General features: G+C 43.5%; 22 protein-coding genes. 10 read left to right on the top strand and 12 right to left on the bottom strand.

The genetic code is table 11. The annotated features are described in order from the left end of the window. Positions 1–131: 131 nt before the first annotated feature. From GKS34_RS16130 to GKS34_RS16110, 5 genes are all read left to right on the top strand, one after another. A complete protein-coding gene (locus tag GKS34_RS16130) occupies positions 132–971 on the top strand; it encodes a CPBP family intramembrane glutamic endopeptidase (protein WP_163386011.1) in 840 nt (279 codons plus the stop codon). A 128-nt stretch (positions 972–1,099) separates the two neighbouring features. Then, a complete protein-coding gene (locus GKS34_RS16125) occupies positions 1,100–1,666 on the top strand; it encodes a YdeI/OmpD-associated family protein (RefSeq protein WP_163386010.1) in 567 nt (188 codons plus the stop codon). Between the two features lie 154 nt (positions 1,667–1,820). Beyond that, positions 1,821–2,420, top strand: a complete 600-nt coding sequence (locus GKS34_RS16120; protein WP_163386009.1) for a DUF998 domain-containing protein — start codon at positions 1,821–1,823, stop codon at positions 2,418–2,420. Between the two features lie 456 nt (positions 2,421–2,876). Beyond that, entirely contained in the window at positions 2,877–3,371 is a 495-nt protein-coding gene (locus GKS34_RS16115; protein WP_163386008.1) for an RNA polymerase sigma factor, read from the top strand. Continuing rightward, positions 3,355–3,996 carry a hypothetical protein gene (locus tag GKS34_RS16110; RefSeq protein WP_163386007.1) on the top strand — a complete coding sequence of 214 codons (642 nt, stop codon included), beginning with the start codon at positions 3,355–3,357 and terminating at the stop codon, positions 3,994–3,996. Before GKS34_RS16115 ends, GKS34_RS16110 begins: the two co-directional genes overlap by 17 nt. Before the next feature lie 151 nt (positions 3,997–4,147). Here the strand turns inward: GKS34_RS16110 and GKS34_RS16105 are convergent, their stop codons facing one another. Both GKS34_RS16105 and GKS34_RS16100 read right to left on the bottom strand, forming a co-directional pair. Then, on the bottom strand, positions 4,148–5,026 hold the full coding sequence (locus GKS34_RS16105) for a mechanosensitive ion channel family protein (protein ID WP_163386006.1): 879 nt from the start codon (positions 5,024–5,026) through the stop codon (positions 4,148–4,150). 11 nt (positions 5,027–5,037) lie between these two features. After that, entirely contained in the window at positions 5,038–5,910 is an 873-nt protein-coding gene (locus tag GKS34_RS16100; RefSeq protein ID WP_163386005.1) for an alpha/beta hydrolase, read from the bottom strand. Between the two features lie 391 nt (positions 5,911–6,301). On the opposite strand from GKS34_RS16100, the gene GKS34_RS16095 reads away from it, so the two are divergent. Further along, on the top strand, positions 6,302–6,907 hold the full coding sequence (locus GKS34_RS16095; RefSeq protein ID WP_163386004.1) for an outer membrane beta-barrel protein: 606 nt from the start codon (positions 6,302–6,304) through the stop codon (positions 6,905–6,907). Then, on the top strand, positions 6,904–7,563 hold the full coding sequence (locus GKS34_RS16090) for an outer membrane beta-barrel protein (protein ID WP_163386003.1): 660 nt from the start codon (positions 6,904–6,906) through the stop codon (positions 7,561–7,563). The genes GKS34_RS16095 and GKS34_RS16090 overlap by 4 nt, the downstream gene beginning before the upstream one ends. A 214-nt stretch (positions 7,564–7,777) precedes the next feature. On the opposite strand, the gene GKS34_RS16085 is transcribed toward GKS34_RS16090, so the two are convergent. Both GKS34_RS16085 and GKS34_RS16080 read right to left on the bottom strand, forming a co-directional pair. Further along, positions 7,778–8,191, bottom strand: a complete 414-nt coding sequence (locus tag GKS34_RS16085; protein ID WP_163386002.1) for a hypothetical protein — start codon at positions 8,189–8,191, stop codon at positions 7,778–7,780. 237 nt (positions 8,192–8,428) lie between these two features. Next, positions 8,429–9,037, bottom strand: coding sequence for a Uma2 family endonuclease (locus GKS34_RS16080; RefSeq protein ID WP_163386001.1), 609 nt, complete (start codon positions 9,035–9,037; stop codon positions 8,429–8,431). A 231-nt stretch (positions 9,038–9,268) separates the two neighbouring features. Here GKS34_RS16080 and GKS34_RS16075 point away from each other — a divergent pair, with 231 nt between their 5' ends. After that, the gene (locus tag GKS34_RS16075) at positions 9,269–9,463 is read left to right on the top strand and encodes a hypothetical protein (protein WP_163386000.1); all 195 of its coding nucleotides are present in this window, start codon (positions 9,269–9,271) and stop codon (positions 9,461–9,463) included. On the opposite strand, the gene GKS34_RS16070 is transcribed toward GKS34_RS16075, so the two are convergent. Further along, on the bottom strand, positions 9,447–10,901 hold the full coding sequence (locus tag GKS34_RS16070) for a sodium:solute symporter (RefSeq protein ID WP_163385999.1): 1,455 nt from the start codon (positions 10,899–10,901) through the stop codon (positions 9,447–9,449). The two genes, GKS34_RS16075 and GKS34_RS16070, sit on opposite strands and share 17 nt — an antisense overlap. 110 nt (positions 10,902–11,011) lie before the next feature. Here GKS34_RS16070 and GKS34_RS16065 point away from each other — a divergent pair, with 110 nt between their 5' ends. Further along, a complete protein-coding gene (locus GKS34_RS16065) occupies positions 11,012–14,026 on the top strand; it encodes a serine hydrolase domain-containing protein (RefSeq protein WP_240459331.1) in 3,015 nt (1,004 codons plus the stop codon). 24 nt (positions 14,027–14,050) lie between these two features. Here GKS34_RS16065 and GKS34_RS16060 read toward each other — a convergent pair whose 3' ends face one another. Beyond that, positions 14,051–14,452 carry a response regulator gene (locus GKS34_RS16060; RefSeq protein ID WP_163385998.1) on the bottom strand — a complete coding sequence of 134 codons (402 nt, stop codon included), beginning with the start codon at positions 14,450–14,452 and terminating at the stop codon, positions 14,051–14,053. A 314-nt stretch (positions 14,453–14,766) separates the two neighbouring features. Here GKS34_RS16060 and GKS34_RS16055 point away from each other — a divergent pair, with 314 nt between their 5' ends. Further along, positions 14,767–15,189 (top strand): Dabb family protein, encoded by a 423-nt coding sequence (locus GKS34_RS16055; RefSeq protein ID WP_163385997.1) that lies wholly within the window; start codon positions 14,767–14,769, stop codon positions 15,187–15,189. A gap of 10 nt (positions 15,190–15,199) precedes the next feature. On the opposite strand, the gene GKS34_RS16050 is transcribed toward GKS34_RS16055, so the two are convergent. The 6 genes from GKS34_RS16050 to GKS34_RS16025 form a co-directional block, all read right to left on the bottom strand. Then, positions 15,200–16,963, bottom strand: a complete 1,764-nt coding sequence (locus tag GKS34_RS16050) for a capsule assembly Wzi family protein (protein ID WP_163385996.1) — start codon at positions 16,961–16,963, stop codon at positions 15,200–15,202. Next, a complete protein-coding gene (locus GKS34_RS16045) occupies positions 16,938–17,228 on the bottom strand; it encodes a thiamine-binding protein (RefSeq protein ID WP_163385995.1) in 291 nt (96 codons plus the stop codon). The genes GKS34_RS16050 and GKS34_RS16045 overlap by 26 nt, the downstream gene beginning before the upstream one ends. 3 nt (positions 17,229–17,231) lie before the next feature. Then, on the bottom strand, positions 17,232–17,792 hold the full coding sequence (gene pth, locus GKS34_RS16040) for an aminoacyl-tRNA hydrolase (protein ID WP_163385994.1): 561 nt from the start codon (positions 17,790–17,792) through the stop codon (positions 17,232–17,234). Positions 17,793–17,930: 138 nt separating this feature from the next. Next, on the bottom strand, positions 17,931–18,521 hold the full coding sequence (locus GKS34_RS16035) for a 50S ribosomal protein L25/general stress protein Ctc (RefSeq protein ID WP_163385993.1): 591 nt from the start codon (positions 18,519–18,521) through the stop codon (positions 17,931–17,933). 27 nt (positions 18,522–18,548) lie between these two features. Continuing rightward, the gene (locus tag GKS34_RS16030; RefSeq protein ID WP_163385992.1) at positions 18,549–19,475 is read right to left on the bottom strand and encodes a ribose-phosphate pyrophosphokinase; all 927 of its coding nucleotides are present in this window, start codon (positions 19,473–19,475) and stop codon (positions 18,549–18,551) included. A 122-nt stretch (positions 19,476–19,597) separates the two neighbouring features. Beyond that, complete coding sequence (locus GKS34_RS16025; protein ID WP_163385991.1) at positions 19,598–23,617, bottom strand: response regulator; 4,020 nt, start codon at positions 23,615–23,617, stop codon at positions 19,598–19,600. Positions 23,618–23,781 lie beyond the last annotated feature (164 nt).

The raw sequence follows: 23,781 nt of genomic DNA, 5'->3' as shown, positions 1-23,781 counted from the left end.
ACAGGTAACGCACTTCATTCGTTTCAAGAAGTAAAGATAAACTGGTCTGTAGGAGAAATAATTTTTTCAATAGTGACTTTACAGTAGCGTGAATAATAAAGTTTGGAAACCCTCAGAAAAAATGGATAGAAATGTCAAAAAGGAATAACCTCAATATTTTCAAATACTTTGGTCTAACCTTTCTAATTTCATGGAGTCTATGGTCTCCCTTTTATTTTTCGAATGAGGTTAGCGAATTTTGGGTATTGCCAGGAGCATGGGGTCCAACTATTGCGGCCCTGATTCTAACTTACTATGATTATGGTAAAAAAGGAATTCGAGAACTTTTAAGGAAGCTTCTAATATGGAAGGTGCCTGTTAAATACTACATTTTTTCCATTTTCGGAATTTTTTTCCTAGGCCTTATTGCGGTATTATTTCATAAAACATTTGTTGGAAGATTTCCAGATGCTGAGATTATTTTAAAAGGGATGGGCTTATCCGAAGGACAAGTAGGCTTGGCTATTTTACTATCACCAATTTTCTTTTTAGTTAATACCCTTTTTGGGGGTCCCATCGCGGAGGAACTGGGGTGGCGAGGTTATGCCCAAGGAATGATGCAAAAAAATTTCAGCCCCAATTTATCAGGCTTAATTATTGGATTTCTATGGAGTATTTGGCATTTACCGCTAATACTATTCTTCCCTAAAGCAATTGGGAGTATACCAATTTTGATATATATACCATTAATGACCGCGATGGGGGTTATTTTTTCGTGGCTATACAACAGAACAAAAGGAAGTGTTTTATTAGCAGTATTACTGCACGGTGGAATGAATTTTACACTCGGTTTTCTTGGAGCTGATGTTTTGAGCAATAAAGACCTGCTTATGACTCAAGTGGGACTTATCATGGTTGTGGCAATAATATTATCTCAAACTAATAAAAAAGAAGAACCAAATCAGCCTGTTGCCAACAACAGCCATATGTAATGCGGGGTTCAGCCGGTGATTCAACTATAGATTCTCGTTGTAATACCGCCACTTCGCTTTATAATTAGGTGTAAAATAAACAAAATAGGAACAAACTTATCGCCATGCGAAACTAATCTGAAAATAAATTGGACACCTTTTATCCCAAAGACAGAAAAGAATGGCGTGAATGGCTTCGAGACAATCACGATAAGAAGCAATCTATTTGGCTTGTCTATTACAAAGCGAGATCAAAGATTCCTACGGTATCTTACAGCGACGCCGTTGATGAAGCGCTATGTTTTGGTTGGATAGACAGCAAAACAAAGCCTTTAGATGAAAAGCGATTTATGCAATTTTTCAGTAGACGGAAAGAGAAAAGTGTTTGGTCAAAGGTCAATAAGGAAAAAATAGACCGGCTGACACAAGAGGGACTGATGACAAAAGCTGGTTTTGAAATTATTGAAAAAGCAAAACAAAACGGTTCCTGGACAATATTAGATGATGCGGAAGCCCTTTTAATTCCAAAAGACCTTGATGAGGAATTTCAGAATAGGCCCAACGCAAAGCACTATTTTTTAGGATTAAGCAGATCGGACAAACGAAATATTTTACAATGGTTGGTTCTTGCTAAGCGACCGGAAACAAGGAAAAAACGAATAGAAGAAATGGTGGAATTGGCAGATAAAGAACAAAAACCGAAGCAGTTTAGGTGAAAAAGGATTGGATAAAATGGCATTGGGGGGGGTGGTTGGCAAATGCCCCCTAGCAGTCAAGTAGAAACATAAATAAGAGATTTCAATTCTTCAAATGCTTTTGTTTATCTTCTTACCTGGGTCCAAAAATATTTTAGTTACTTTATTCAAAAAAATGCAGAAACCTTTAATTTATAAAATCTGCGGAGCTCTTGGAATCATTGGTTGTGTCATGGTGATAGCTAGTGATTTTATAGGAATAGCCGTACACGAAGAGCATGATCCCATAAGTGACACCATCAGCATGCTGGCCATTGGAAAGTATGGATGGATACAGGATCGGGGCTTGGATTTACTGGCATTGGGGTATTTTGCCCTTGCCGTAGGACTTTATAGCTGGAAACGCAAAGGCACCAAATGGATCATTAGCCTGATTATTTTAGTAGTAATCAGTATTGATCTTGTCATGATTGCTGAGCACAATCAATATGCGGGAAGACCGGGTTACACGGGTTACAATATTCACATTGAGCTGGTGTATTTGTTGGCTGGCTTGTTCCTTATATTAACAATTTTAATCAGTTTTGATTTAAAACAGGTAAGGCCGTTTTTAAAAAGATTTTCACTATGGATTGCTTCGCTATGGCTCATTTTTGCCCCATTTCTACCATTAATCCCAGATGATTTGGATGGCGCCTATGAGCGGCTAATCTGTACTTTGTTAGTGGTTTGGCCTGCTGTTTTATCCTACCATTTAACTAAATTTTCAGATTGAGAATGCTAAATCAAAATATTTTAAAAGAAAACGAACGGTTAAAAAACTTGCATCCAATTTTAATACCTCCTAAGAAATCGAGCCTGCCTGAGGCCTGACTGGCATGACGCTAGCGATACACGTAGGGATGATTATAAAACACCTGGCTGCCGGAAGCCAGGTGCGAGATTCTCCCGATTAAGGACCGGGACAGGCTATCTCGACCTTCGGTATGGGACAAGTTACGACCTTTGAAAAGCAAATCATAAACATATAAAAATCATACAATTTTTTGAAAAAGAATCCGGGGAGGTGTAATGTTTTTTGACTTTGGCCACTAACTAAAGAAAAGATCCAAATGATGAATAAAACGCCGTCATTGATTTATTTGATTCCCTTCATGGGGTGTAGCTATAGGCAAACATTGAACCGATGTTGGGTCCATCCGGGTTGGAAGATAGGGGTAAAACTATCCAGATGAGTAAGGACTTCTACCAGGTTTCCATACTGCCTTTTACCGCCATCATCATCAAGCTGTGCAGGGCGTACACCAATTCGCAGGAGGATTATGAAGACTACTATCAGGAAGTGTGCCTCCAGATCTGGAGGAGCAGGGATAATTTTAAAGGCCAATGCGAATGGTCTACCTGGGTGTATCGGATTGCTCTGAACGTTTGTTTGACCCTACTCAAGAAAAGGAAAAAAGAAGGGAAAACCATCTTTGTTTCGGAGGCATTGCCCGATACGGTTTTGATTGAAAGCAGTGCCTTCGAAAATGAATCCCTAAACCAATTGTATGCAGCGATCAAACATTTATCAGAAATTGACCGGGCGGTGATCCTCTTGTATCTGGAGGAAAAGACGTATCAGGAGATTTCGGAAATATTAGGGGCGAATCCCAACAGTATTGGTGTAAGAATTAACCGGATTAAAGAACGATTAAAAAAAATATACGATGAAAAATTCAATTGAAACAGTATGGAAAGAGGGTTTTCTACATGAGAAAAGCCTGGTTGCTCCCAAAATAAATGATTTGTACAATCAAAAGTCAATACACCTGATTGACCGAATGAAACGATTGTTCAGGGCAAATGTAATGGCTATTGTCATCATGGCACTGTTGATCCCACTTGTACATTATTTTCTGGACGCCCTTTGGCTGGGATTGGCTGCATCTACGCTGCTATTGCTGACGGCATGGTACAGTAAACGCCAAATGCAGGAAATCAAAGACTTGAATCAGGGGGCAACGAGCTTTGATTACCTCAAATCCTTTGATCGATGGCTAAAAGACTCCCTTGCAAAAAATCAGAAAGTGGTACGCTATTCATACCCGGTATATTTTCTTATCGCTTGTGGCACCATAGGCTCCGCCTGGATCCGGGAGCCCGAACTTACCCAAAAAGTACAGCAACAATTTCCAGGGTTAACCTTTGTTGGAAGTTACCCCTTGATCGGCTTGATTCTGGTAGGGCTGATAACGCTATTGATGGTATATTTTTCGGACAAAATCTACCAGTGGGACGTTCGGTTGGTATATGGTCGCATTTTCAAAAAGCTGGAAGAAACCATTTCGGAAATGGAACAGTTGAGATAAGCGTACCGGGAGAAATGAAAAATAGGAGGATAGAAATTGCTGTGCGATATTGATTTCACGATTGTTTCATGCCAAAAAATGCAGGGTGCTACGGGATGACATTTGATTTCCGAATGGACGATATCGTTTTATAGCTACCACTATACCTCCTTTATTTCCCAACACTCTCTCCTCCGACCGGAGTAGGACCTTTGAGTTCGATGATATTTCCCGGTAGTGGAAAGCCAGCGTCTTCCAGGGCTTCGAGTACGGCCAGAATGGCCTGCGAGCGAACAAGCACATCCGGGTACTTTTTATTATAAGTATTTACCCAATAAGTTACCCTTACCAACAAATGGCTATCACCCATGTCGGTCACTAAGGCCGATGATTCCTTTTGACCTGATAAAACGCCCGCTACCCCTTTCAGGGTATGGATGATCAATTCCTGGGCCTTCCGGTAATCGCAGCCGTATCCCAATCCCACCGTAAAGCCATAACTCAGGTACCCGTCTATGGTGTAATTGATCAAGGGGCTTTTGATAATGGAGGCATTGGGCAGAAATACATCTTTGCCGTCCAGAGTTTTAATCTGAGTGTCCCTCAGATTTAGGGCTCGGACTTTTCCGCTGAGCCCCTGAATCTCCACCAGGTCCCCAATCTTAAATGGCCTTTTGAATGCCAGTAAGATGCCTGCCAGAAAGTTTTCCCCGATGTCTTTTAGCGCAAATCCTATAATAAACGCAGTGATACCCGCTCCCGCGAGTATTCCACTTACTATACCTGTAAGGCCCAAAAACCGTAACACCAAGGTGATGCCAAAAAGCAGAATCACCAGTCGGATGCTGCCTGCGATAAAACTTGACAGTAAGCTGTCCTCCGTTCTTTTATCAAGTCGGTTTCGGACAAGTTTTTTTATCCAGCGGGATAGGTAAATAAAAAACACCAAAATCACCAAACCAATCAAAAGAGCTACGAGCAATTGCCGCAGATCTGCCAGGTCGCCCGTGACAAGTGTCGTAAGTTTTTCAAGGGATTCACTAAAGTTCATGGCGCAGGTTTTTATCGTGGCAGTAGGGGACGATCAGGACCCAAAATGAGTTGTCGAAGCCATTTTTCCGCCAAATCTGGCCAGGTTTCAGCCGCAGGGTTTCCTTTTCGCAGTCCGTAGCCGTGGCCCCCTTCTGCCAGTAAATGCAAGGTGACCGGAAGCTTCTCGTCCCGAAGGGCAGCTGCCATCACCAGGACGCTATTTCCATAGCGGTCATCGGTGGTACCGAAAAGAAACTGTGGAGGCGTTTCTTTACTCAGGCTAAGCTCGGGTGTCAGACTGCGATCCTCCCCTTCGTCCAGATAGGCCGGATAGATCAGCAGGGCAAAATCCGGACGGGCCGAAAGGCTGTCCAGGCCATTGACAGGAGTGTAGGTTCTTTCTCCAAACCGGGTACTGGCCCGTGCAGCCAGGCTGGCTCCCGCCGAAAAGCCAATGACTCCCAATCGCTTGGGGTCCAGCTTCCAATCGCTGGCTTTGCCGCGTACCATGCGGATGGCCCGCTGCAGGTCGTAGAGCGCAGGTTCCCGTTTGTCCGGAACCCGGTATTGCAGCACAAATGCCGTAAATCCCAGTTGACTAAGCCATTCCGCTACCTCGTAGCCTTCTTTGTCAATGGCTAGAATGGAATAGCCGCCACCCGGACAGACAATGATCCCTGCGCCGTTGGCCGGTCCTTTGGGTTCGAATACTACCAGCGCCGGGTCAGTCACATCGGTCAGCCGGGTTACGTTCCCACTGGTATTGGCTGTTTGAACGGGTGGATGTTTGGCCTCCGTTTCACCGGGGACCTTATCCGGCCATAGGTAAAGGGTGTCGGTGCCTTGTGCTTTGCTCATGGCTGAAAAGATAAGCAAAAAGATACAGGTTAAACAGGTTTTCATTCAGGAAGGGTTTTGATACTTGGTAGAACAAGGATATTATTGCATCGGCTGTACCGAACTTCGTAAGTTAGTAGTTTTACCCGAATTCTGGCGAATATTACTTGGAATTTAGCGGCTTTCATTCCTCAAAAAAGCAACAACAAAAATGCCTATTTAAAAAAATCAGAAAACTGTTACAACTACTAAAGACCCGGATAATGGCCTTCTTGCCGGTACTCTGCTACCCTTTCAGACAGGTTGGTATTTGGATTAATTGGTAGTTATCAGCCTATTTAAATTATATTCCTTTTATTTTTAAACCATTGAATTAAACTTTTCGTAATAAGGCTTGGGATTTTCGAATAACCAAGTCTTTAACTAGCATTCATAAAATTCAACAAAATTCTTTTCGATGAAACACTTTCTCCTTATTCTCATTTTTGTTTCCGGATTTTCCAATGCCTTTGCCCAATTTAACAGAGGTGATTGGTTTGCGGGAGGTAGTTTTGGCCTCTCATTCAACACCAGCGAACTAAGTGCCCAGAGAAATTCCTCGGATTTTAATATCAATCTTGATCCAAATTTGGGCTATTTTATCAGCGAGTCTGCCGCCATCGGGTTTGTTCCCCAAATCAGTTTTAGTAGAAGCTCTGTATCGGATGTGAACATGGAAAATTCCAGTACCAACCGGCTATCCGGGGGAATGGGAATATTTTACAGAAAGTATTTTACAGTGGCCGATAAATTTCACCTGTTTTTCGAGCCAAGGTTGATGTATATTGGCTCCAACTTAGAGGGTGAGGACTTTCGTTATTTACGTTTGTCCATCTCCCCCGGAGCGGCCTATCGAATCAGTCCAAAATGGATGGTGGAAGCGTCTTTGGGTGGACTCCTTTATTCCAGGTCAGTTTATTCCTCAGGGTCTGACCAGGAATCCAAAGACTCCAGATTTACTTTTGATTTGATCACTACCAATAGTATAGGGATCGTTTATTTTTTTAAACAAGCAGCCCAATGAAGCAATTATTTTTTTTCGTTTTGGCTATAGGGCTTTGTTTGGTAGGCTTTCAGGGTATGGGCCAGGTTTCCCAAGGCACCCATGCGTTAGGCCTGGGGATTAATTGGGAAGACAGGGATATCGTTGGGGAAAGGAATAACTTTGTAGACAATTTTAAAGTATCTCCTTCCTACTCTTATTTTATTAAAGACCGGCTAAGTGTTATAGGTGAGGCCAGTTTCCATAACCGAAATAGTGGATATGCTTATCCAAACGCTAACCTCAATGGATTGGCCTACGGATTTGAAAGAAAAGAGGCGGATGTTTCTATTGGATTGAGAAAATACGTCGGAATCCAGCCCAAATTGTTTTTGATGGGTACCTCCGGCTTGAAGTACCACTGGAATGATATGTATTCCCACCAAGTATCTAATGGTGATGAATCAAGTTCCCAACAAAGTACCAGACAATTTGGCCTTTTTGGAAATTTGGGGCTGGCCTATTTTCCACATGAAAAATTCAGCTTTGAACTGGTTTTTTTAGATGTTCAGTTTTTCAGGATTTACAATAAAATCAGAACCTATCATAGTGTAGACACGCACCAGTACCATGAATGGAGTTTTGAAGTGGAGGGCTTCCTCAACCAACCTAGTCTTGCAGTAAGGTATTATTTCTAACATTGCCCGGTAAGAAAGCCGATTACCTATGGTCCATAACCTTAAAAAGTAAGCGGAATGACTTTTACTAGTATCGTTTCTGCGATTTGCTGTTTGCCTCATTTCTATCGATTGAATAGTCGACGAAAATGAGGCAAACAACTAGCAAATCTTGTGGACTGCCTGGACCGGCATCATCTTATCACATTTAATGGATGGTCTTCCTTATCAGAAGCTATTCGTCCATTTGGGTGTCGTAGCTGATCACTTCTACCTGCAGGTTATTTACTGAAGAACTGATTACCTTCCATTTTTGAACCTGGGTTCCTCCCCAGTAGGGTGCCGTTAATAGTAGGATATCACCGTCTTTTTCCCAGGTTCCTTCAAAATCACTGGTGACGATAGGAGGGGTGCCGCACCAGCCGCTATTTGCTCGATGGATCAATTTTCCATTACTAAAAAAGCGATAACCATAAGTGTTTTCCTGCAGCTCGTTTACCTTTTCCATAGCGATGCCATTTTCCTGGTACTTGAGATTACTCCAGTTGCCTACCGGAACGGGCCCGGTTTGCAGGGCCGAAAGGCTTTCGTCTTCCATGCAGGAAAAAAACAGCAAGCCAAATACAAATGTAAGTACGGTTGTTTTCATATGTTTTTAATTGATTTATTAGGGGCCATATGGAATCTCGCATGCTTTATTATAATCCCACCGAGGGTCGCTTGCGTCATGCTCGATTTCATAGGAGGCAGTTTTTGGTTTTGATTCCTAGACGCAGAAATGCAACAAGCTGTTGAGGGGAATGACAAACTTTTTTAAATTTTTAGTGATCTGATTGGATCCGTTCGCTTCTTTTTTCGGCTTAACATTTTTGTACAAAGTGGATTGTTAATCCAATTGATCAAACAATTCCTCCAGGTCAAGGCAAAAATCAGGCAGGCAGGAGGATGCTACCTTTTCCCCAACAGTGAAAAGTTTGGAAGGGACAAATCGCTCGTCACGAAGCGTATATACCAGTAGTGTTTGCTCTTCTGGATGGATGATCCAGTACTCCCTTACGCCATTTTCTTCATACACGTCATATTTATGTTGGAGGTCTTTTTGGTTGTTTCCCGGCGAGAGAATTTCTACAATCAGATCCGGTGCACCTATACAGCCTGCATCATCTAATTTACTCCGGTCGCAGATCACACAAATGTCGGGTTGAACAACCGTGTGGATGTCCATATTATCTTTGGCTTTCCCGGGTAACCGCACATCAAAGGGCGCTTCATACACCTTACACACCTTTCCTGTTAGTAATTGAAAAAGTTGGCTGGAGATCTTCAAAGAGATGTCCTGGTGCTTCCTGCTCGGAGCAGCAGTCATTTTATGGACTTTTCCCCTGATCAACTCTACCATGCCATCCACCTGCCAGGAAAGATAGTCTGAATAGGAATAGCTTCCATAGGCTGAAAAGGGCTCTTTTAATTTGTCTTGGGATTCTTTCGTAGTCATGATGATTAAATTTACACAATTTTGACTAAAAGCGAATCAAAATTAGGCACTTCTAAAAAAGCCGGAAAAGCCCGAACCCATCCATTACTTTTTCGGACAAAATAGTGCCCGAAACCGGACCATAACTAGTACCGGAATTATCAAAAACCTTCCTGGAATTGGAGATTTGCCTTTTTTAAAATTAGGCACGCCAGTGGAACGGGTATTAAACCACCATTGAAAATTACTAATATGAGACTGTTCACCGGACTGGTCCTTTGGGCCATTCTTTTTGTGCTTTGCTGGCCCATCGCTCTGCTGCTGCTTTTGCTTTATCCCTTGATCTGGTTGCTGTTATTGCCCTTTCGGCTGCTGGGTTTGGGGGTCACATTAACCTTATCCATGATCTTTGCGTTGTTCATGCTGCCCTTTAGTCTGATGCGCTAGGTTTTTTTTGCGCACTTAGCAGCAAGCCAAGATAGGTGATGGCAGCGTTGACCAGCAGGATTTCAAAACCAAACTGAAAGCCATCAAACCATCGGGCAGAATTCCAGTCCAGGATAAAGGAAAGAGCCGGGCTCAGCAGACAGATATAAGGTACCATCCGGTCGCGGACGGCCAGGGGATTTGTCAAGCCAAAGGCAAATAACCCAAGCAAGGGACCGTAGGTAAACCCGGCGGCCTTAAACACCGCGCTTACCACACTGCGGTCGTTCACTTCATTAAAAACAACAATAGTTAAAAACACCAAAAAGGTAAACCCGATATGGATCCAACGCCGGGTCAGATCCTGGTTGCTGTCCTTTTTGGCGGGGAGATCGATGATATCGATGCAAAAGGATGTGGTCAGAGCGGTGAGCGCAGAATCCGCACTGGAAAAAGCAGCGGCCGTGATTCCCAACAAAAACACCACTCCTGCCAGCGTGCCAAAATGGTTTAGGGCCAGACTGGGAAAGAGTTCGTCCGTAGCTCCAGGCAGGGCTATTCCATTGACCGCTGCGTAGTGATAAAGCAGCACACCAAGGGCCAGAAACAGGAGGTTGGAGAGAAAGAAGGTAATCGCAAACCAGAAGATGTTTTTCTGGGCATCCTTTTGGTTTCGGCAGGTGAGATTTTTTTGCATGACGTTTTGGTCCAGCCCGTTCATGGCAATGGTAATGAATACCCCACCGGCAAACATCTTGAAAAAGTTCTGACTGGTATTGCCCTCCCAGACAAAGATATTGGATAGCTCACTGTCTCCAACAATCGCCAGCATTTCCCCGGCACTTTTACCCAGGTGTCCAGCGATCACGGCGATGGTAATAATGACAGCTAAAAGTAGAAAACTGGTCTGCAAGGTATCGGTCCAGACAATGGTTTTGATACCGCTTTTGTAGGTATACAGCCAGATCAGAATCATAGTGACAAAGACGGAAGCATAAAAAGGGACCCCAAAAGCATCAAAAAATGCAATTTGAAGAACGGTAGCCGCCAAGAAGAGGCGAAAGGAAGCACCGATGGTCTGAGAAATCAGGAATATAGTAGCTCCGGTAAGGTAGGTTTTTTGGCCAAAGCGGCTTTTCAGGTATTCGTAAATAGAGATTAGATTTAGCCGGTAAAAAAGCGGGATCAGTACCAGGGCGATGATCGCGTATCCGACCATGTTTCCCATAACAAATTGAAGGTAGGCCCACTGGGTATTGCCCACCTCGCCGGGAACAGAAATAAAAGTCACTCCTGAAAGCGAAGCGCCTACCATTCCAAATGCCACCAAAAACCAGGGAGATTCCCGGTTGCCGGTATAAAAGGTCAGGCTATCGGACTTGAGGGAAGTCAGGTAGCTGATTAACAGCAGCAAGGCAAAGTAACCGGCAATTACGCCAAATACGAGTAGTGGACTCATGGCATCGGGATTGAATTGAAAAATTTATTCCCAATGATAGCTATTTTCTTTAAATCCGTTCCAAGCAGAAGCCACAAAATTGGTATCTTTCCGGATAAATAGTATAAAGAATGCAGAAATTCAAAACAGATCGGATGGGAAAAGGAAGAAATGGTTTCAGGAATCCGGCTATCCGTTCAGGAATTAAAACAGTGGTGGTGATGGGCTGCTTTTTGGGTATCCTTATGCCGCTTTTTGGGCAGACGCAGCGTCCTCCTTTTTTGGACGAGCGCTTCAACCCTTGGGCTGATTCGGTCCTTGCTACCATGAGCCAGGAAGAGAAGATTGCCCAATTGATCATGATTCCAGCTTATTCCAATAAAGATCAGGTCCATGTGGATTCAATTTCCAATTTGGTCAAAAAATATGGGGTAGGAGGGATTATCTTTTTTCAAGGAGGTCCGGTCCGGCAGGCACACATGATCAACCGGTTTCAGCAGGAGTCAAAAATTCCCCTAATGATCAGCCTGGACGGTGAGTGGGGATTACGCATGCGCCTGGACAGCACTGTACGGTATCCCTATCAAATGGCCTTGGGCGGTATTGATGACGAGGAACTCTTATACGAAATGGGGGTAGAAGTAGCCAGGCAGGCAAAGAGATCTGGTATCCATGTCAATTTTGCACCGGTGGTGGACATTAACAACAACCCCGGGAATCCGGTCATTGGGTTCCGCTCCTTTGGGGAAGATAAGGAAAATGTAACCCGCAAATCAATGGCCTACATGAAAGGCATGCAGGATCAGGGTATTCTGGCCTCGGCCAAGCATTTTCCAGGCCATGGAGATACCGATGTGGATTCTCATTACGGATTGCCGGTTCTTCATTTTTCCAAAAGGCGGTTGGAAGAGATCGAACTGTATCCTTTTCGGAAACTGATTGACCAGGGACTGGGAAGCGTAATGGTGGCTCATATGCAGATACCGGTTTTGGACGACACGCCCAATCTGGCATCTACGCTATCCAAACCCATCGTAACGGGCCTTTTGAAAGAGGAAATGGGATTTGAAGGCCTGGTCTTTACCGATGCGCTAAACATGCAAGGGGTGGCAAAGTATTACCCGCCCGGTGTGGTGGATGCCAAAGCCCTTTTGGCGGGCAATGACATGATGCTCAATACTATGGACGTACCCGCCACAATACGGGAAGTGAAAAAGGTGTTGGAAAATGGAGAAATCAGCACAGAAGAAATAGACCAACGGGTTCTCAAAGTACTGAAAGCCAAAGCCTGGCTTGGGCTGGATGATTATCAACCTGTAGAAACGGAGCACCTGATGGCAGATCTCACCAATTCCGAGGCTGAATTTTTAGCCCGAAGATTAACCGAAAACTCCCTAACACTGCTTCGGAATAGGGATAACCTGCTGCCTATTAAGGGGCTGGAAAATGTGAAAATGGCTTCATTATCCTTGGGAACTTCCGAAATTACGGATTTTCAAAAGGGATTGGAGAGGTATAACCCCATGCCTCATTTTACCTTTCCAAAAGAGGGTGATCTTACCGCCCTGCAGCGACTGAAGCAGGAACTATCGGACTACCCCTTAATTTTAATTGGGTTGCATGGTTTGGGTATCCGGGAAGGAAACAATCAATTCGGAATCAGCCCGGAGATGGTGGTTTTGATTCGGACGCTAATGGAGGACCATGCAGTGGTAATCAGTGTGTTTGGAAATGTCTACAGCCTTGGTAAAATTCCCGGATTGGAAAAGGCAGACGGGTTGATCGCAGCCTATCAGGAAACCCCTTTGACACAAGACCTCGCCAGCCAGATGATTTTTGGAGGGGTAGGAGCAAAAGGGAAATTGCCGGTAGCCATTAATTCGCATTTTGGTTTGGGAGACGGGCTTGAGACACAAGGTGGATTCAGGATGGCGTATACCCAGCCGGAAGGAGTGGGAATCCCTTCGTCACATTTGTTGGGAATTGACTCCTTGATGAAACTAGCGATTCAGGAAAGAGCCATTCCAGGTGGGCAGGTGTTGATAGCCAAAAAAGGCAAGGTTTTTTATCACAAAGCTTTTGGATACCATACCTATGATTCCCTGCAGGAGGTCCGACTAGATGACTTGTATGATCTCGCTTCTGTAACTAAGATCAGTACTTCCCTGGCTGCATTTATGCATTTGAAAGGGCTGAACAAATTTGATGAAAGCGAAACGTTGGGCACTTACCTGCCTGCCGCCAGAGGGACCAATAAAGAACACCTAAAGTACCAGGATATCCTTACCCATCAGGCCAGGCTACGCGCGTGGATCCCATTTTGGAAGAGTACCATCCGGAAAAATGGAAGTTTCAAGTGGTTTACTATGAAGGCAGATTCTTCCAGAAGGTTTCCCGTAAGGGTAGCCGACAACCTGTACATCCACCGCAATTACAACCGGAAGATTTATAAAGAGATACTTGAATCTCCCCTAAATGACGAATCTGAATACGTCTACAGCGACCTGTCCTTTATTCTGGCTCCCAGGGTAATAGAGGCGATTACGGGAGAAAAGTTTTATGATTATCTGGAACGAAACCTATACAAACCGCTGGGTGCAGGAACGCTTACCTTTAACCCGTACAAAAAGTACCCCCTGGACCGGATTGTTCCCACCGAAGTGGATACGGCATTCCGTAAGCAATTGCTTCATGGCACCGTGCACGACGAAGGAGCGGCCATGTTGGGAGGTATCAGTGGCCATGCCGGGCTTTTTGGCACTTCAAACGATGTGGCTAAATTAATGCATTTGTATCTGTATGATGGTAGCTATGCCAGGCAGCAATTGATTGCACCTGGAGTGGTACATGCCTATTCCAAATGTGTGTATTGCGAAGCGGGAAATTACCGGGGCATGGGATTTGATCGTCCAAATCGGCCCGGAGACCCTAATGGGAACGCGGCACCTAGTGCACCGGTCAGTAGCTTTGGGCACTCGGGATTTACGGGGATTTATACCTGGATTGACCCGGAAAATGAACTGGTGTATGTGTTTTTGTCCAATCGTGTATACCCTACCAGAGAAAACCGAACCATCTATCGCCTGAATGTACGTACGAATATCATGGAAGAGGTATATAAGGCTATGGATAAAACAACAAAATAGGGGAGGAAATAATTATAAGAGGCCTTACTGACCCAGTATTCTGGATTTTAAGGCCTTTACTTTTTCCAGGGTGAGCGGTTTGACGATGTATTCCGCTACAAGGGAATAGCTGTTCGCCCGGTCCACCTCGTCCTGGTTGATGGAGGAAGATACCATGTAAATCTTTACCAGATGATCAAAATCAGCGGCCGATATCCGTTCTAAAAACTCCCATCCATTCATTATGGGCATGTTGATATCCAGGAGAATAACATCTGGAAGGGGCTCTTTTTCTACCATCCTTTTTTCAAAATCCTCCCAGGCAGCTTCCCCATTCAGGAAATAGGATACTTTTTCAGTAAATGAGGTAAATTCAAAAATTTTTTTTGTCCCGAAATTATACAAAGGATCATCATCCACGATATAGGTAAATCCAATCTTATCCATAAAAATTGCTGTTCGTTATTGCTGTTGCTAGTTTCTGCTGGGTGAACGTGTGGCAATAAGTCTTAAAAGTAACTGATTTTTATCAGTTTTAAGAGGGACAATTAATAAATCTTTTCAGAAAGTGAATTGTAAAATGCAATGCTAGCTATTAAAGGCGATTTGCCGCTGCCTGATTGGCGGCATCTTTGACGTGAATGGAGGTCTCTAAACCATGGGATGGGAATAAATGCCGGGTTTAAAGCGAACATTTGATTAATTTTTGCTTATTTTACCGGTAGATTTATCACAAAGCCAACCCTAAAATCCCAAACGAAATGAAAGGACTGTTTACTTACCTGGCAATAGCGCTGATCGCATTCGGTTGTCAACCCAATGAAACATCTACTGAAACTAATGAAGAAATAGTACAAATGGAAGAAGCACCTACTCAAAAAGACCTGCTGCGGCATGTGGTCTTATTTTCTTTTAAGGACTCATCCAGTCCCGAAGACATAAAAAAAGTAGAGGATGCATTTATTGCCCTCGAGGATAAAATTCCTCAGATCAGGGATTTTGAATGGGGTGTTAACAACAGTCCGGAAGGTTTGAATAAAGGGCTAACACATTGCTTTTTAGTTACCTTTGAAAGTGAAGAAGATCGGGAGATCTACCTGCCACATCCAGATCACCAAGCTTTTGTAGAGGTTTTAAGTCCTCATATGGAAGATGTTACGGTGATTGATTATTGGGCAAAGTAAGTTGCAGATTCTAGAACAAGTAAGCTAATTTAAGGCGGCTATGAAAATTTGTTTTTTTATAGCCGCTATTTCCAAGGCTGTTGGATTTTCGGATTGCATAGTTGTAATTATGCGATTGTACCAGACGTGCTGTGGCAGAAAAAAGCAGGCGATCAAATTGATGGTCCCAGTGAGCTCCAATGTTCAAATCTACCCAAGGTAATACTCCCAACCCATTGCCAAGGTTGAAATTATAAAAATTAACATCTCTTGCGATTCGCTCCAGCGAGAGGCCAAACTGGTTGAGCTCTTTTACTTTGCTGAGGGTAATCCTGGCACTGTTTCCGCTATGGCCAAGTCCGGAACCCAACACCTGTCCATGATGGGTAAGTCCATGGAGAACCTGAAAATTTTCATACAAACCCAGTCCACTGTGGTTCTGATTTAGGATATTTCCTTCGTATTTCACAAGGCTGTTGATGCTGTTTTCCGTCTGAGTCATTTCCATCTGTAGGTAGATATGTCCGCCTTTGTCAAGCGGGATAAGTTTGCTCAACCCAAGTGTATATCCGCGGGCATGTTCGGGATTCAGGATTAGTTCTCTCCAATTCAGCGCATGGTCTGTACGGATATATTCCCCGTATAATTCCATCTGAGCCTGAGGCCATACCCATCGGTAAAACACCGATAAATGTTGATCCGTCTCTCGGAATCTGGAGGTATTGAGACCTACCCGTTCTTTTTGCAGGCCTTCAAAAATCGGAAACCAGGCTTTCCAGCCGTCTTCTTCCAATTTCCTGCTGTACATTAAGAAGGTACGGGCAAAACCTACAGACAAGCCTTTAACCCACCTTGGAGCATAGTTGAGTGTAATTCCTGTAAAATAGCGCCAGTCATCGGGATATTCCCGGTAACGATCAAAGCTACCATCGCTGTAATAGGGTAGGTTTGAATTTTTCAGTTTCCCGAGAAAATACTGCCCACCAAAATGACCTATACCGGTTTTGGCTGGCTTCCGGGTATGGACCGTTCCGTGTAAAAAGCTTTCAGCGTTATCGCTAATCAGTAAGGCCTGTTGTTTTCCAGGACCCCACCAGAGATTTTCTGTAGAGATCCCTGCCGAAAAGGCACCAAAATTTACTTTTAAGTGTGAATTTCCAGGCAGCACCCGTTGAATTTTATCGGTTCCATGCCTTACAGGTATGTCCAGTCGGCCGACGAAATTACTGATTCGTTGAAAAAATACCTCTGGAAGCGCCGGATTGTATTCCTGGAAAGGCAAATTTTGGGCGTGGAATACTTGCGGATATAGCTGAAGACTTACAGGGCCCAGAGAGGCCTGAACGCCTCCTTCCAGAACATGTTGAAGACCCCTGGCAGGTAAAATCGGCCCTTCTCCCCAGCCATAGGGGTGTGACGAATTGAAGTTTTGACTAATTTGAATCGGCAACACATGAAATTGAATGGTTTTGTTTTTCTTCAGAATCGGTTTACCGAAATATACCTGCGGCAGGCTGTCACTGCCCCGGTAGCTGTCCTGGATGGTTGTCCAGGATAAGGGTAGCTGAAGCAAGCTGTAGTGAAGCGGAAAACTTCCATCCAGTTGTTTCCTTCGTAGATGGTCCTGAAGGAGAGGGAATGTTACAGGAATACTCTGGGCAAGGATAGGCACGGTGAAAAGAAGCATCAGAAACGGCGCCAACCCCCTCATTAATCCTGAGGGGGAAATTTTTAAGTGGTTTGGACCCAGCCAATTCATTCTTTGATGGCTATCGGTGAGGATTGGTTTTGTCATCCATGCTTACATCCTGACCAGGCCGGATCTGCATCCGGTAGTAGACCAGAATTTCCTCTGCTCCAGCCGCGAGCACTGCTTCTTGTGCTTTTTTTGCAATGACCATTAGTTCGTCTTCAGGGCCTTCCATGACGGTTTCGAAGGGGTTCACTTCGTATTTTACTCCCGAAGCGGCGATAACCGCGATGGCCTGGTCTACCAGCTGATAGCTGTCCAGGGTTTTGCTTTTCGGAATTATCTGAATTCCCAGGTTGATGTTTGGCATGTTTTATCGGTTGAAAAGATTCATGGTTCGTTCCAGTCCTAGGGTGCAAAAGGAGGTGATCATCTCCCCTGCCTGATCCATAGGGCCCGGCAATTCCTCTATTTCCTTAGGTGTCCATCTACCCAACACATAGTCTATCTGCCTCCCCTTAGAAAAGTCATCGCCTATACCAAACCGAAGTCGGGCATAATTTTGGCCTCCCGTGAGGTCTTCGATATTTTTGAGCCCATTATGACCGGCAGAAGAGCCCTTGGCTTTTAAGCGTAATTTTCCAAATGGGAGGGCGATATCGTCTACTACTACCAAAACTTTCTCTTTTGGAATTTTTAAACTATTCATCCAGTAATTAACCGCTTTTCCACTTAAGTTCATGTAAGTAGTAGGCTTGATCAGGTGAATTTGCCTTCCCTTGTATTGGAAAAAGCAGGTAAATGCAAGCCGGTCACTTCTCCAGGAGAGATTCTCTTTGTCTGCTAGCCTGTCTAAGATCAAAAATCCTACGTTGTGCCGGGTTAGTTCGTATTCCAGCCCAATATTTCCCAGGCCTACGATTAGGTATTTCATACGTTTCCTCTTGCGATGTTGTTCGTTGTCATTTTTTTGGCCAATTCGACATCAATTCAAATTGGGTTGGCGAAAAAAAATCCTGCTCCGTAAAGATACAGAACAGGATTTGATTGACGATGCATAAAGGAAAGCAGATTATACTTCTTCTTCTTCCTCTCCTGCTTTTTTGCCTCTCAAGGCTCTTGGGATACCTACGGTAGCGATCGTAACATGAGGGCTGTTAAGTAATTCAAAATTTTCAACATTTAAATCACCCACTTTGACAGATTTACCTAGTTCCAGGCTGGATATATCAACTGGAATTTCATCCGGAAGTTTCTGCGCCAGGCCCTTTACCAACAAGGTTCTGGTTTTAATTTCCAGCTTACCACCTTTGATAATTCCAGGGGATGATCCGAATGGTCGTACTGGGATTTCCATCTTAATTGCTTTCGTTTCGCTGAAAGCCAAAAAGTCAGCATGTAGTAAAACCTCACTTACAGGATGGAATTGGCCCTCCCGGAGGATAGCCTTAATTTTGGTGCCTTCAATGTTAAGGTCTACCATGTGGACTTCCGGAGTGTAAATTAAATCACGGAACAAGATGGCAGGGGCATAAAAATGAATCTGCTCTTTAATACCCGGACCGTATACCACACAAGGGACATTTCCTTCTTCACGAATTACGTCAAGGGATTTTTTGTCGAGATTTGCTCTTTTAAACCCTATAATCTCAATTGATTTCATAACTATATTTGGTTAAATTAAAATTCTTTAAATAAATAAGGAGCTTATAGAGGTATTTCCCTCCACGGCATGGATTGCTTTTGCAAATAAATCGGCCACGGTTAGCACCTTGATTTTAGATGATTCCTGTTTGATGGGAATGGTATCTGTTATCACTAGCTCAGATAGATTTGAGTTTTCAAGGTTTTCATACGCTTTTCCAGAAAGTACTCCATGGGTAGCAATAGCCCTTACTGAATTTGCTCCCTTATCTAAAATAATATTGGCAGCTTTGCAAATGGTACCAGCAGTGTCGACCAAATCGTCTATCATCACTACATCTTTTCCTTCCACATCCCCTATCAATTGCATGGAAGCTACTTCATTGGCTCTTTTTCTATGCTTATCACAGACCACCATATCTACTTCAAAATGCTTGGCATAAGCCCTGGTTCTACCCACTCCGCCCACATCCGGGGAAGCAAAAATCAGGTTACCTAACTCCAGGCTCTTCAAATAGGGCACAAAGATAGCTGAACCGTTTAAATGATCCAAAGGAATATCAAAAAAACCTTGTATCTGCCCGGCATGCAAGTCGCAAGTCATGATTCGATCAGCTCCTGCAGAGGTTAACATATTGGCAATCAATTTGGCGGCAATGCTCACCCTAGGACGGTCTTTTCTGTCCTGTCTGGCGTAACCGAAATAAGGAATTACGGCGCAAACTTTATACGCACTTGCACGTTTGGCAGCATCTATCATCAAGCATAGCTCCAGCAGGTTATCAGCGGAGGGGTTGGTAGACTGGATGAGAAATACATTACATCCCCGAATGGATTCGTTATAACTCGGAGATAATTCGCCGTCACTGAATTTGGCAAGGGTCAGATCTCCGAGTGATTGACCATATGCTTTTGCAATACTTTCTGCCAAGAAGGGTGTATTCGAACCTGAGAAAATCTTGGTCTCTGGCATGGTTGGTTTTTTAGGTGGTATGAATTCATGAGAGAGACAAATGTAGTAAATTTTAACGGTTTTGTTTTTTTCAAAAAATCATCGAGGAGATTTTTTCTTCAGAGACTTCCCGTTGGAAAGAACTATAACTTGAATTGGTCAAAATTTGCTAACAGGTAATCCAGTTCTTGTTGAATTTTCTTGCCAATTTCGAAAAGTTGGGTGTCATCATTGTATTCTGCCTTACTTTCCAGGCGATCTGTTAGTGAGAGTAGCACAAAAAAACCTGCAGTGGCTGCGGATCCTTTCAATTTGTGCCCCAACTCAATGAGGGAGGTTTTATTTCGTTCCTCAAGCGCTTTCTTAAACTTTATTTGGCATTCCTGAAGGGTGGTGTTGGCAATTTTCAGCAACTCTTTGCCGATGGCCGTGTCACCATCAAAAAGGCTTAACATATGAATCTTGTCAAAATGTTGCTTTTTGCTATCTTTTTTCTCCCCCGATTCCAGATTTAATTTTACAGCCTGTTGCTCAGGGATGAGCCACTTGATAATCGTTTGAGTAAGACTCTCCTGTACCAGGGGCTTGCTCATGTAGTCGTCCATTCCTGCCTCCAGGCAGCGCTCTCTTTCTCCTTTTACCGTTCCGGCGGTCAATGCTATGATCGGTAAGTCCTTCCCGTTTTCGATGGATCGAATGGCCTTGGAGGTTTCATAGCCATTCATAATAGGCATTTGTACATCCATTAAAATTAAGTCCGGCTTTTTCCTCAGTACGTATTCGTAAGCCTTCAACCCATTATCTGCCTCCACGATCTGTATGGTAGGGCTAATTTTGGACAGAATGATTTTGGATAACTTCATATTTATCGGATTGTCTTCTGCAATAAGCACCGTGTAGGTGGTATTGGCCAAAATGTTTTGGCTCACGGATACCTCCCGTAACTGGGTAGGCTCGTCCAATTCGCCGGGTTTAGTGATTTTTCGGATGATTTGTGCTACCTGATTTATTTTTACGGGTTTCAAAATACGGTGATGGATTTTCAGGATCTCCATCTTACCCCGGTCCAGCGCATCATCACTTGAGCTGCTTAACAATACAATCGGAACCTGGGCAATTTTCGAATCTCCGAGTTTTCTGATTTTTTCGGTTGTCTCCAATCCGTCCAAAAAGGGCATGCGTAGGTCCATGAAAACCAAATCGAATTTCCCCTTTTTTTCTAAAAGCTGAAGTGCTTCCATTCCATTGGCAGCCTGGAAGCAGGTGATGTTTCGGGCATCCATGATTTCGCTAATTAGGTTGCGGTTTGTTTCGTTATCATCTACCACCAGAACCTGCTCAATACCATGGTCCTCCGGCCATTTTTCAACTTCTCCCTGCTCAGCCATCAATTGTATATCGAAATAGAAAAGGCTTCCTTTTCCAGACTCACTTTCGAGTTGAAGGCGGCTTCCCATAAGTCCCAGCAGCTTATTGGAAATGGTCAGGCCCAGTCCGGTACCGCCAAATTTCCGGGTAGTGCTGGCATCCTCCTGGGAAAACGCTTCGAAAATTTTTTGTTGCTTCGCACTAGAGATGCCCATGCCGGTATCTTTGACCGAAAAGCGAAAGAGTACGGGCAGTTCTTTTTGGATACTTGCGTCTAATTTCTCAACCTTTAATTCTACTTCTCCTTTTTCGGTAAATTTAATGGCATTGGTCAGCAGGTTTACCAGAATCTGTCGCAACCGAACATCATCGGCATAAATAAAGCGAGGGAGGCTGGGAGAAAGGTTTACTAATAATTCCAATCCCTTGGAATGCGCTTGGTATTTGGTGATGTCTGCTACCTGAGTCCCTAGTTCAAAAATATCCGCCTTTTCAACGGATAGCTCCATCTTACCGGCTTCAATTTTAGAGAAATCCAGGATGTCGTTTATCAAATCCAAAAGAGAATGCGCCGATTGGGACACGGTTTTCATGTATTGAAGCTGAGTATCTGACAAGGGTGTTTTCATGAGTAAATCCGTGAAACCGATCACTCCATTGAGAGGAGTTCGAATCTCATGGCTCATGTTCGCCAAAAATTCTGATTTGGCTTTGTTGGCGTTTTCTGCACTTTCCTTGGCTTCCTTAAGCTGGTTCTCAATTTCCTTTTTTTGGCTAATATCCTGATAGGTCCCGTACATGATCTCCGGCTTGCCGGATTTATCCCTAGAAAAAACTTTTCCCCGATCCTGGATCCAAACATAATGCCCCTCTTTATGTTTCAATCGGATTTCGTATTGGTAAAAGTCTGTTTTTTGGTCGAAGTGCTTTTGCAAAACGTGATTCCGGTGAAGCAGGTCCTCAGGATGACAAAGAGTATTCCACTTTTGGGAAGAAAAGTCGTTCATTTCATCCTCCTCGAAACCCAGGATTTCGGCAAAGCGTTCATTGATAAGAATCTTGCCTGTGGAGATATTCCATTCCCAGGTTCCGGTGTTGGTTCCCCGGATAATGGCATCGAGTCTTTTGCCTTTCTCCATCAAAGCTAGCTCGGCTTTTTTCCGCTCACTGATATCATTGGTGATGCCTACCATGCCTGTAATCCTGCCAGAAGCATCTTTTAATGGTATTTTGGATATCAGGCAATACCGCTTTCTACCATTTTTCTGCTCTTGGATGACTTCTTTGTTGATGATAATTTCGCCATCCAGAATCACCGATTTATCCTCCTCGAGAGCTCCACGGGCGGTTTCTGTATCGAAAAGCATCTCGTCAGTTTTTCCTAATACTTCCTGCTCATCGGCTATTTCCAGATAGTTAAGTTCAGCACGATTGACAAGTGTTTTTTCAAAAAGGCTGTTTTTTGCGTAAATGTTGATGGGTATGTTATCAATGATCGTTTTTAGCAATACGCGCTCTTTATTGATGGCTGCAGCGGCAGTTTCCAATTCGTTTAGTGACCGTAGGGATTCAGTCATATCCATGCCGTTACCTAAGATGAAGGAATCACCCAATTGCGACTCAAAAAGCACATTATTAAAATGAAAGGTGACGGTCCTGCCTGAGCGTGAAACCAATCTGCCCTTACCATTGAAGGTTTTTTCCTTTTTGATGGCTTCCAGGTATTCCGTGAAAAGCATCTTATCCAGAGCCATGCTTCTCATGTTTACTCCAATGAGGTCTTCTTGCTTGTAACCAAGGATTTCTGCACCATCCCGGTTGATGTGAATGATTTTACCATTAAGATCGTGCTTGAACATCAACCCGTGCACGTGCTCAAAGAAATCGCTAAATTCCTTTTCTTGCTCTTTTAATCTTAATTCTTTTTTCTTTTGCTGACTGATGTGATTGATAATGCATATAACCTCCGGATTTCCGGAAGCTATTTTTTCACATGTTAAATCAAACCATTCTTTTTTCCCGTTAATTGTTAGGAAATATTCCAGATTTTGCTTTCGCGCAGATTTAAACACATCTCGGATCAGTCCGTCGAAGAGAGCGGCCTGCTCTTTTGGGAAACCGACCTCACTTATTTTTTTATGCAGGAACTTTTGATGCGGCATCATCAACAACTCGTTTTTGGAAGTAAAAAAATCAGAAATCTCTAAGTTGCTATTGACCATAAATACCAGATCACCCACATTACCAAGAAACTTTTCCAATTTTTGATTTAACTCGTTGAGTTTTAATTTCTCTACCCGGAGTTGAATCAGTTTTTCTACCTCCTTAGAAAGTATTTCCAATGCACGGGCCTGCTTGGGGCTCAATTTTCCTGGCTTATTATCCAATACGCATAACGTACCTAACGGAAATCCGTGTTCCGTTTTGATAGGAAAGCCGGCATAAAACCGAAATTTTTCTTTTCCTGTCACGAAGGGGTTAGTGCTAAACCTCGAGTCCCTGGTAGCATCGGGCACTTCTAAGATTCCTTCATTTAGAATGGTATACTGACAAAATGAAACTTCCCGGCGAGTTTCGAAGAGATCAAGTCCGACAATGGATTTAAACCATTGCCTGTCTTTATCTAATAAAGTAACTAAGGATATAGGAGTTTGGCAAATTTCTGCTGCAAGTTCGGTCAGATTATCAAAGGAAGCCTCCGGTAGGGTATCCAAAAGTTGGGTGGCAAACAAAGCTTCCAATCTAGCGGGTTCGTTTTCCGGTAACGGCGCATCCATCTGTTTCATTGTGGACATTCTATCATTATTACGGGGTGATGTTACTGAAAAATCCAAGCATATCCTAAGATTACCCGTGCAATTTTCCCCATTAAGACTTTGAAAAATCCATTAAATTATATAAAAAACAAAAATAAATGTTTGTATAACATTTTAAGGGTGATAAAAATTGGCCTCTTCGA

Origin of the sequence: Cyclobacterium jeungdonense, from assembly GCF_010994275.1 — a bacterium.
Lineage (GTDB): Bacteria > Bacteroidota > Bacteroidia > Cytophagales > Cyclobacteriaceae > Cyclobacterium > Cyclobacterium jeungdonense.
This window is presented reverse-complemented; position numbering and strand designations above follow the sequence as displayed.

Excerpts from the sequence above, each read along its gene's own strand:
- GKS34_RS16130 (WP_163386011.1), top strand. The coding sequence starts at position 132 with ATGTCAAAAAGGAATAACCTCAATATTTTCAAATACTTTGGTCTAACC.
- GKS34_RS16120 (WP_163386009.1), top strand. The coding sequence starts at position 1,821 with ATGCAGAAACCTTTAATTTATAAAATCTGCGGAGCTCTTGGAATCATT.
- GKS34_RS16115 (WP_163386008.1), top strand. The coding sequence starts at position 2,877 with ATGAGTAAGGACTTCTACCAGGTTTCCATACTGCCTTTTACCGCCATC.
- GKS34_RS16110 (WP_163386007.1), top strand. The coding sequence starts at position 3,355 with ATGAAAAATTCAATTGAAACAGTATGGAAAGAGGGTTTTCTACATGAG.
- GKS34_RS16105 (WP_163386006.1), bottom strand. The coding sequence starts at position 5,026 with ATGAACTTTAGTGAATCCCTTGAAAAACTTACGACACTTGTCACGGGC.
- GKS34_RS16100 (WP_163386005.1), bottom strand. The coding sequence starts at position 5,910 with ATGAAAACCTGTTTAACCTGTATCTTTTTGCTTATCTTTTCAGCCATG.
- GKS34_RS16095 (WP_163386004.1), top strand. The coding sequence starts at position 6,302 with ATGAAACACTTTCTCCTTATTCTCATTTTTGTTTCCGGATTTTCCAAT.
- GKS34_RS16090 (WP_163386003.1), top strand. The coding sequence starts at position 6,904 with ATGAAGCAATTATTTTTTTTCGTTTTGGCTATAGGGCTTTGTTTGGTA.
- GKS34_RS16085 (WP_163386002.1), bottom strand. The coding sequence starts at position 8,191 with ATGAAAACAACCGTACTTACATTTGTATTTGGCTTGCTGTTTTTTTCC.
- GKS34_RS16080 (WP_163386001.1), bottom strand. The coding sequence starts at position 9,037 with ATGACTACGAAAGAATCCCAAGACAAATTAAAAGAGCCCTTTTCAGCC.
- GKS34_RS16075 (WP_163386000.1), top strand. The coding sequence starts at position 9,269 with ATGAGACTGTTCACCGGACTGGTCCTTTGGGCCATTCTTTTTGTGCTT.
- GKS34_RS16070 (WP_163385999.1), bottom strand. The coding sequence starts at position 10,901 with ATGAGTCCACTACTCGTATTTGGCGTAATTGCCGGTTACTTTGCCTTG.
- GKS34_RS16065 (WP_240459331.1), top strand. The coding sequence starts at position 11,012 with ATGCAGAAATTCAAAACAGATCGGATGGGAAAAGGAAGAAATGGTTTC.
- GKS34_RS16060 (WP_163385998.1), bottom strand. The coding sequence starts at position 14,452 with ATGGATAAGATTGGATTTACCTATATCGTGGATGATGATCCTTTGTAT.
- GKS34_RS16055 (WP_163385997.1), top strand. The coding sequence starts at position 14,767 with ATGAAAGGACTGTTTACTTACCTGGCAATAGCGCTGATCGCATTCGGT.
- GKS34_RS16050 (WP_163385996.1), bottom strand. The coding sequence starts at position 16,963 with ATGACAAAACCAATCCTCACCGATAGCCATCAAAGAATGAATTGGCTG.
- GKS34_RS16045 (WP_163385995.1), bottom strand. The coding sequence starts at position 17,228 with ATGCCAAACATCAACCTGGGAATTCAGATAATTCCGAAAAGCAAAACC.
- pth (WP_163385994.1), bottom strand. The coding sequence starts at position 17,792 with ATGAAATACCTAATCGTAGGCCTGGGAAATATTGGGCTGGAATACGAA.
- GKS34_RS16035 (WP_163385993.1), bottom strand. The coding sequence starts at position 18,521 with ATGAAATCAATTGAGATTATAGGGTTTAAAAGAGCAAATCTCGACAAA.
- GKS34_RS16030 (WP_163385992.1), bottom strand. The coding sequence starts at position 19,475 with ATGCCAGAGACCAAGATTTTCTCAGGTTCGAATACACCCTTCTTGGCA.
- GKS34_RS16025 (WP_163385991.1), bottom strand. The coding sequence starts at position 23,617 with ATGTCCACAATGAAACAGATGGATGCGCCGTTACCGGAAAACGAACCC.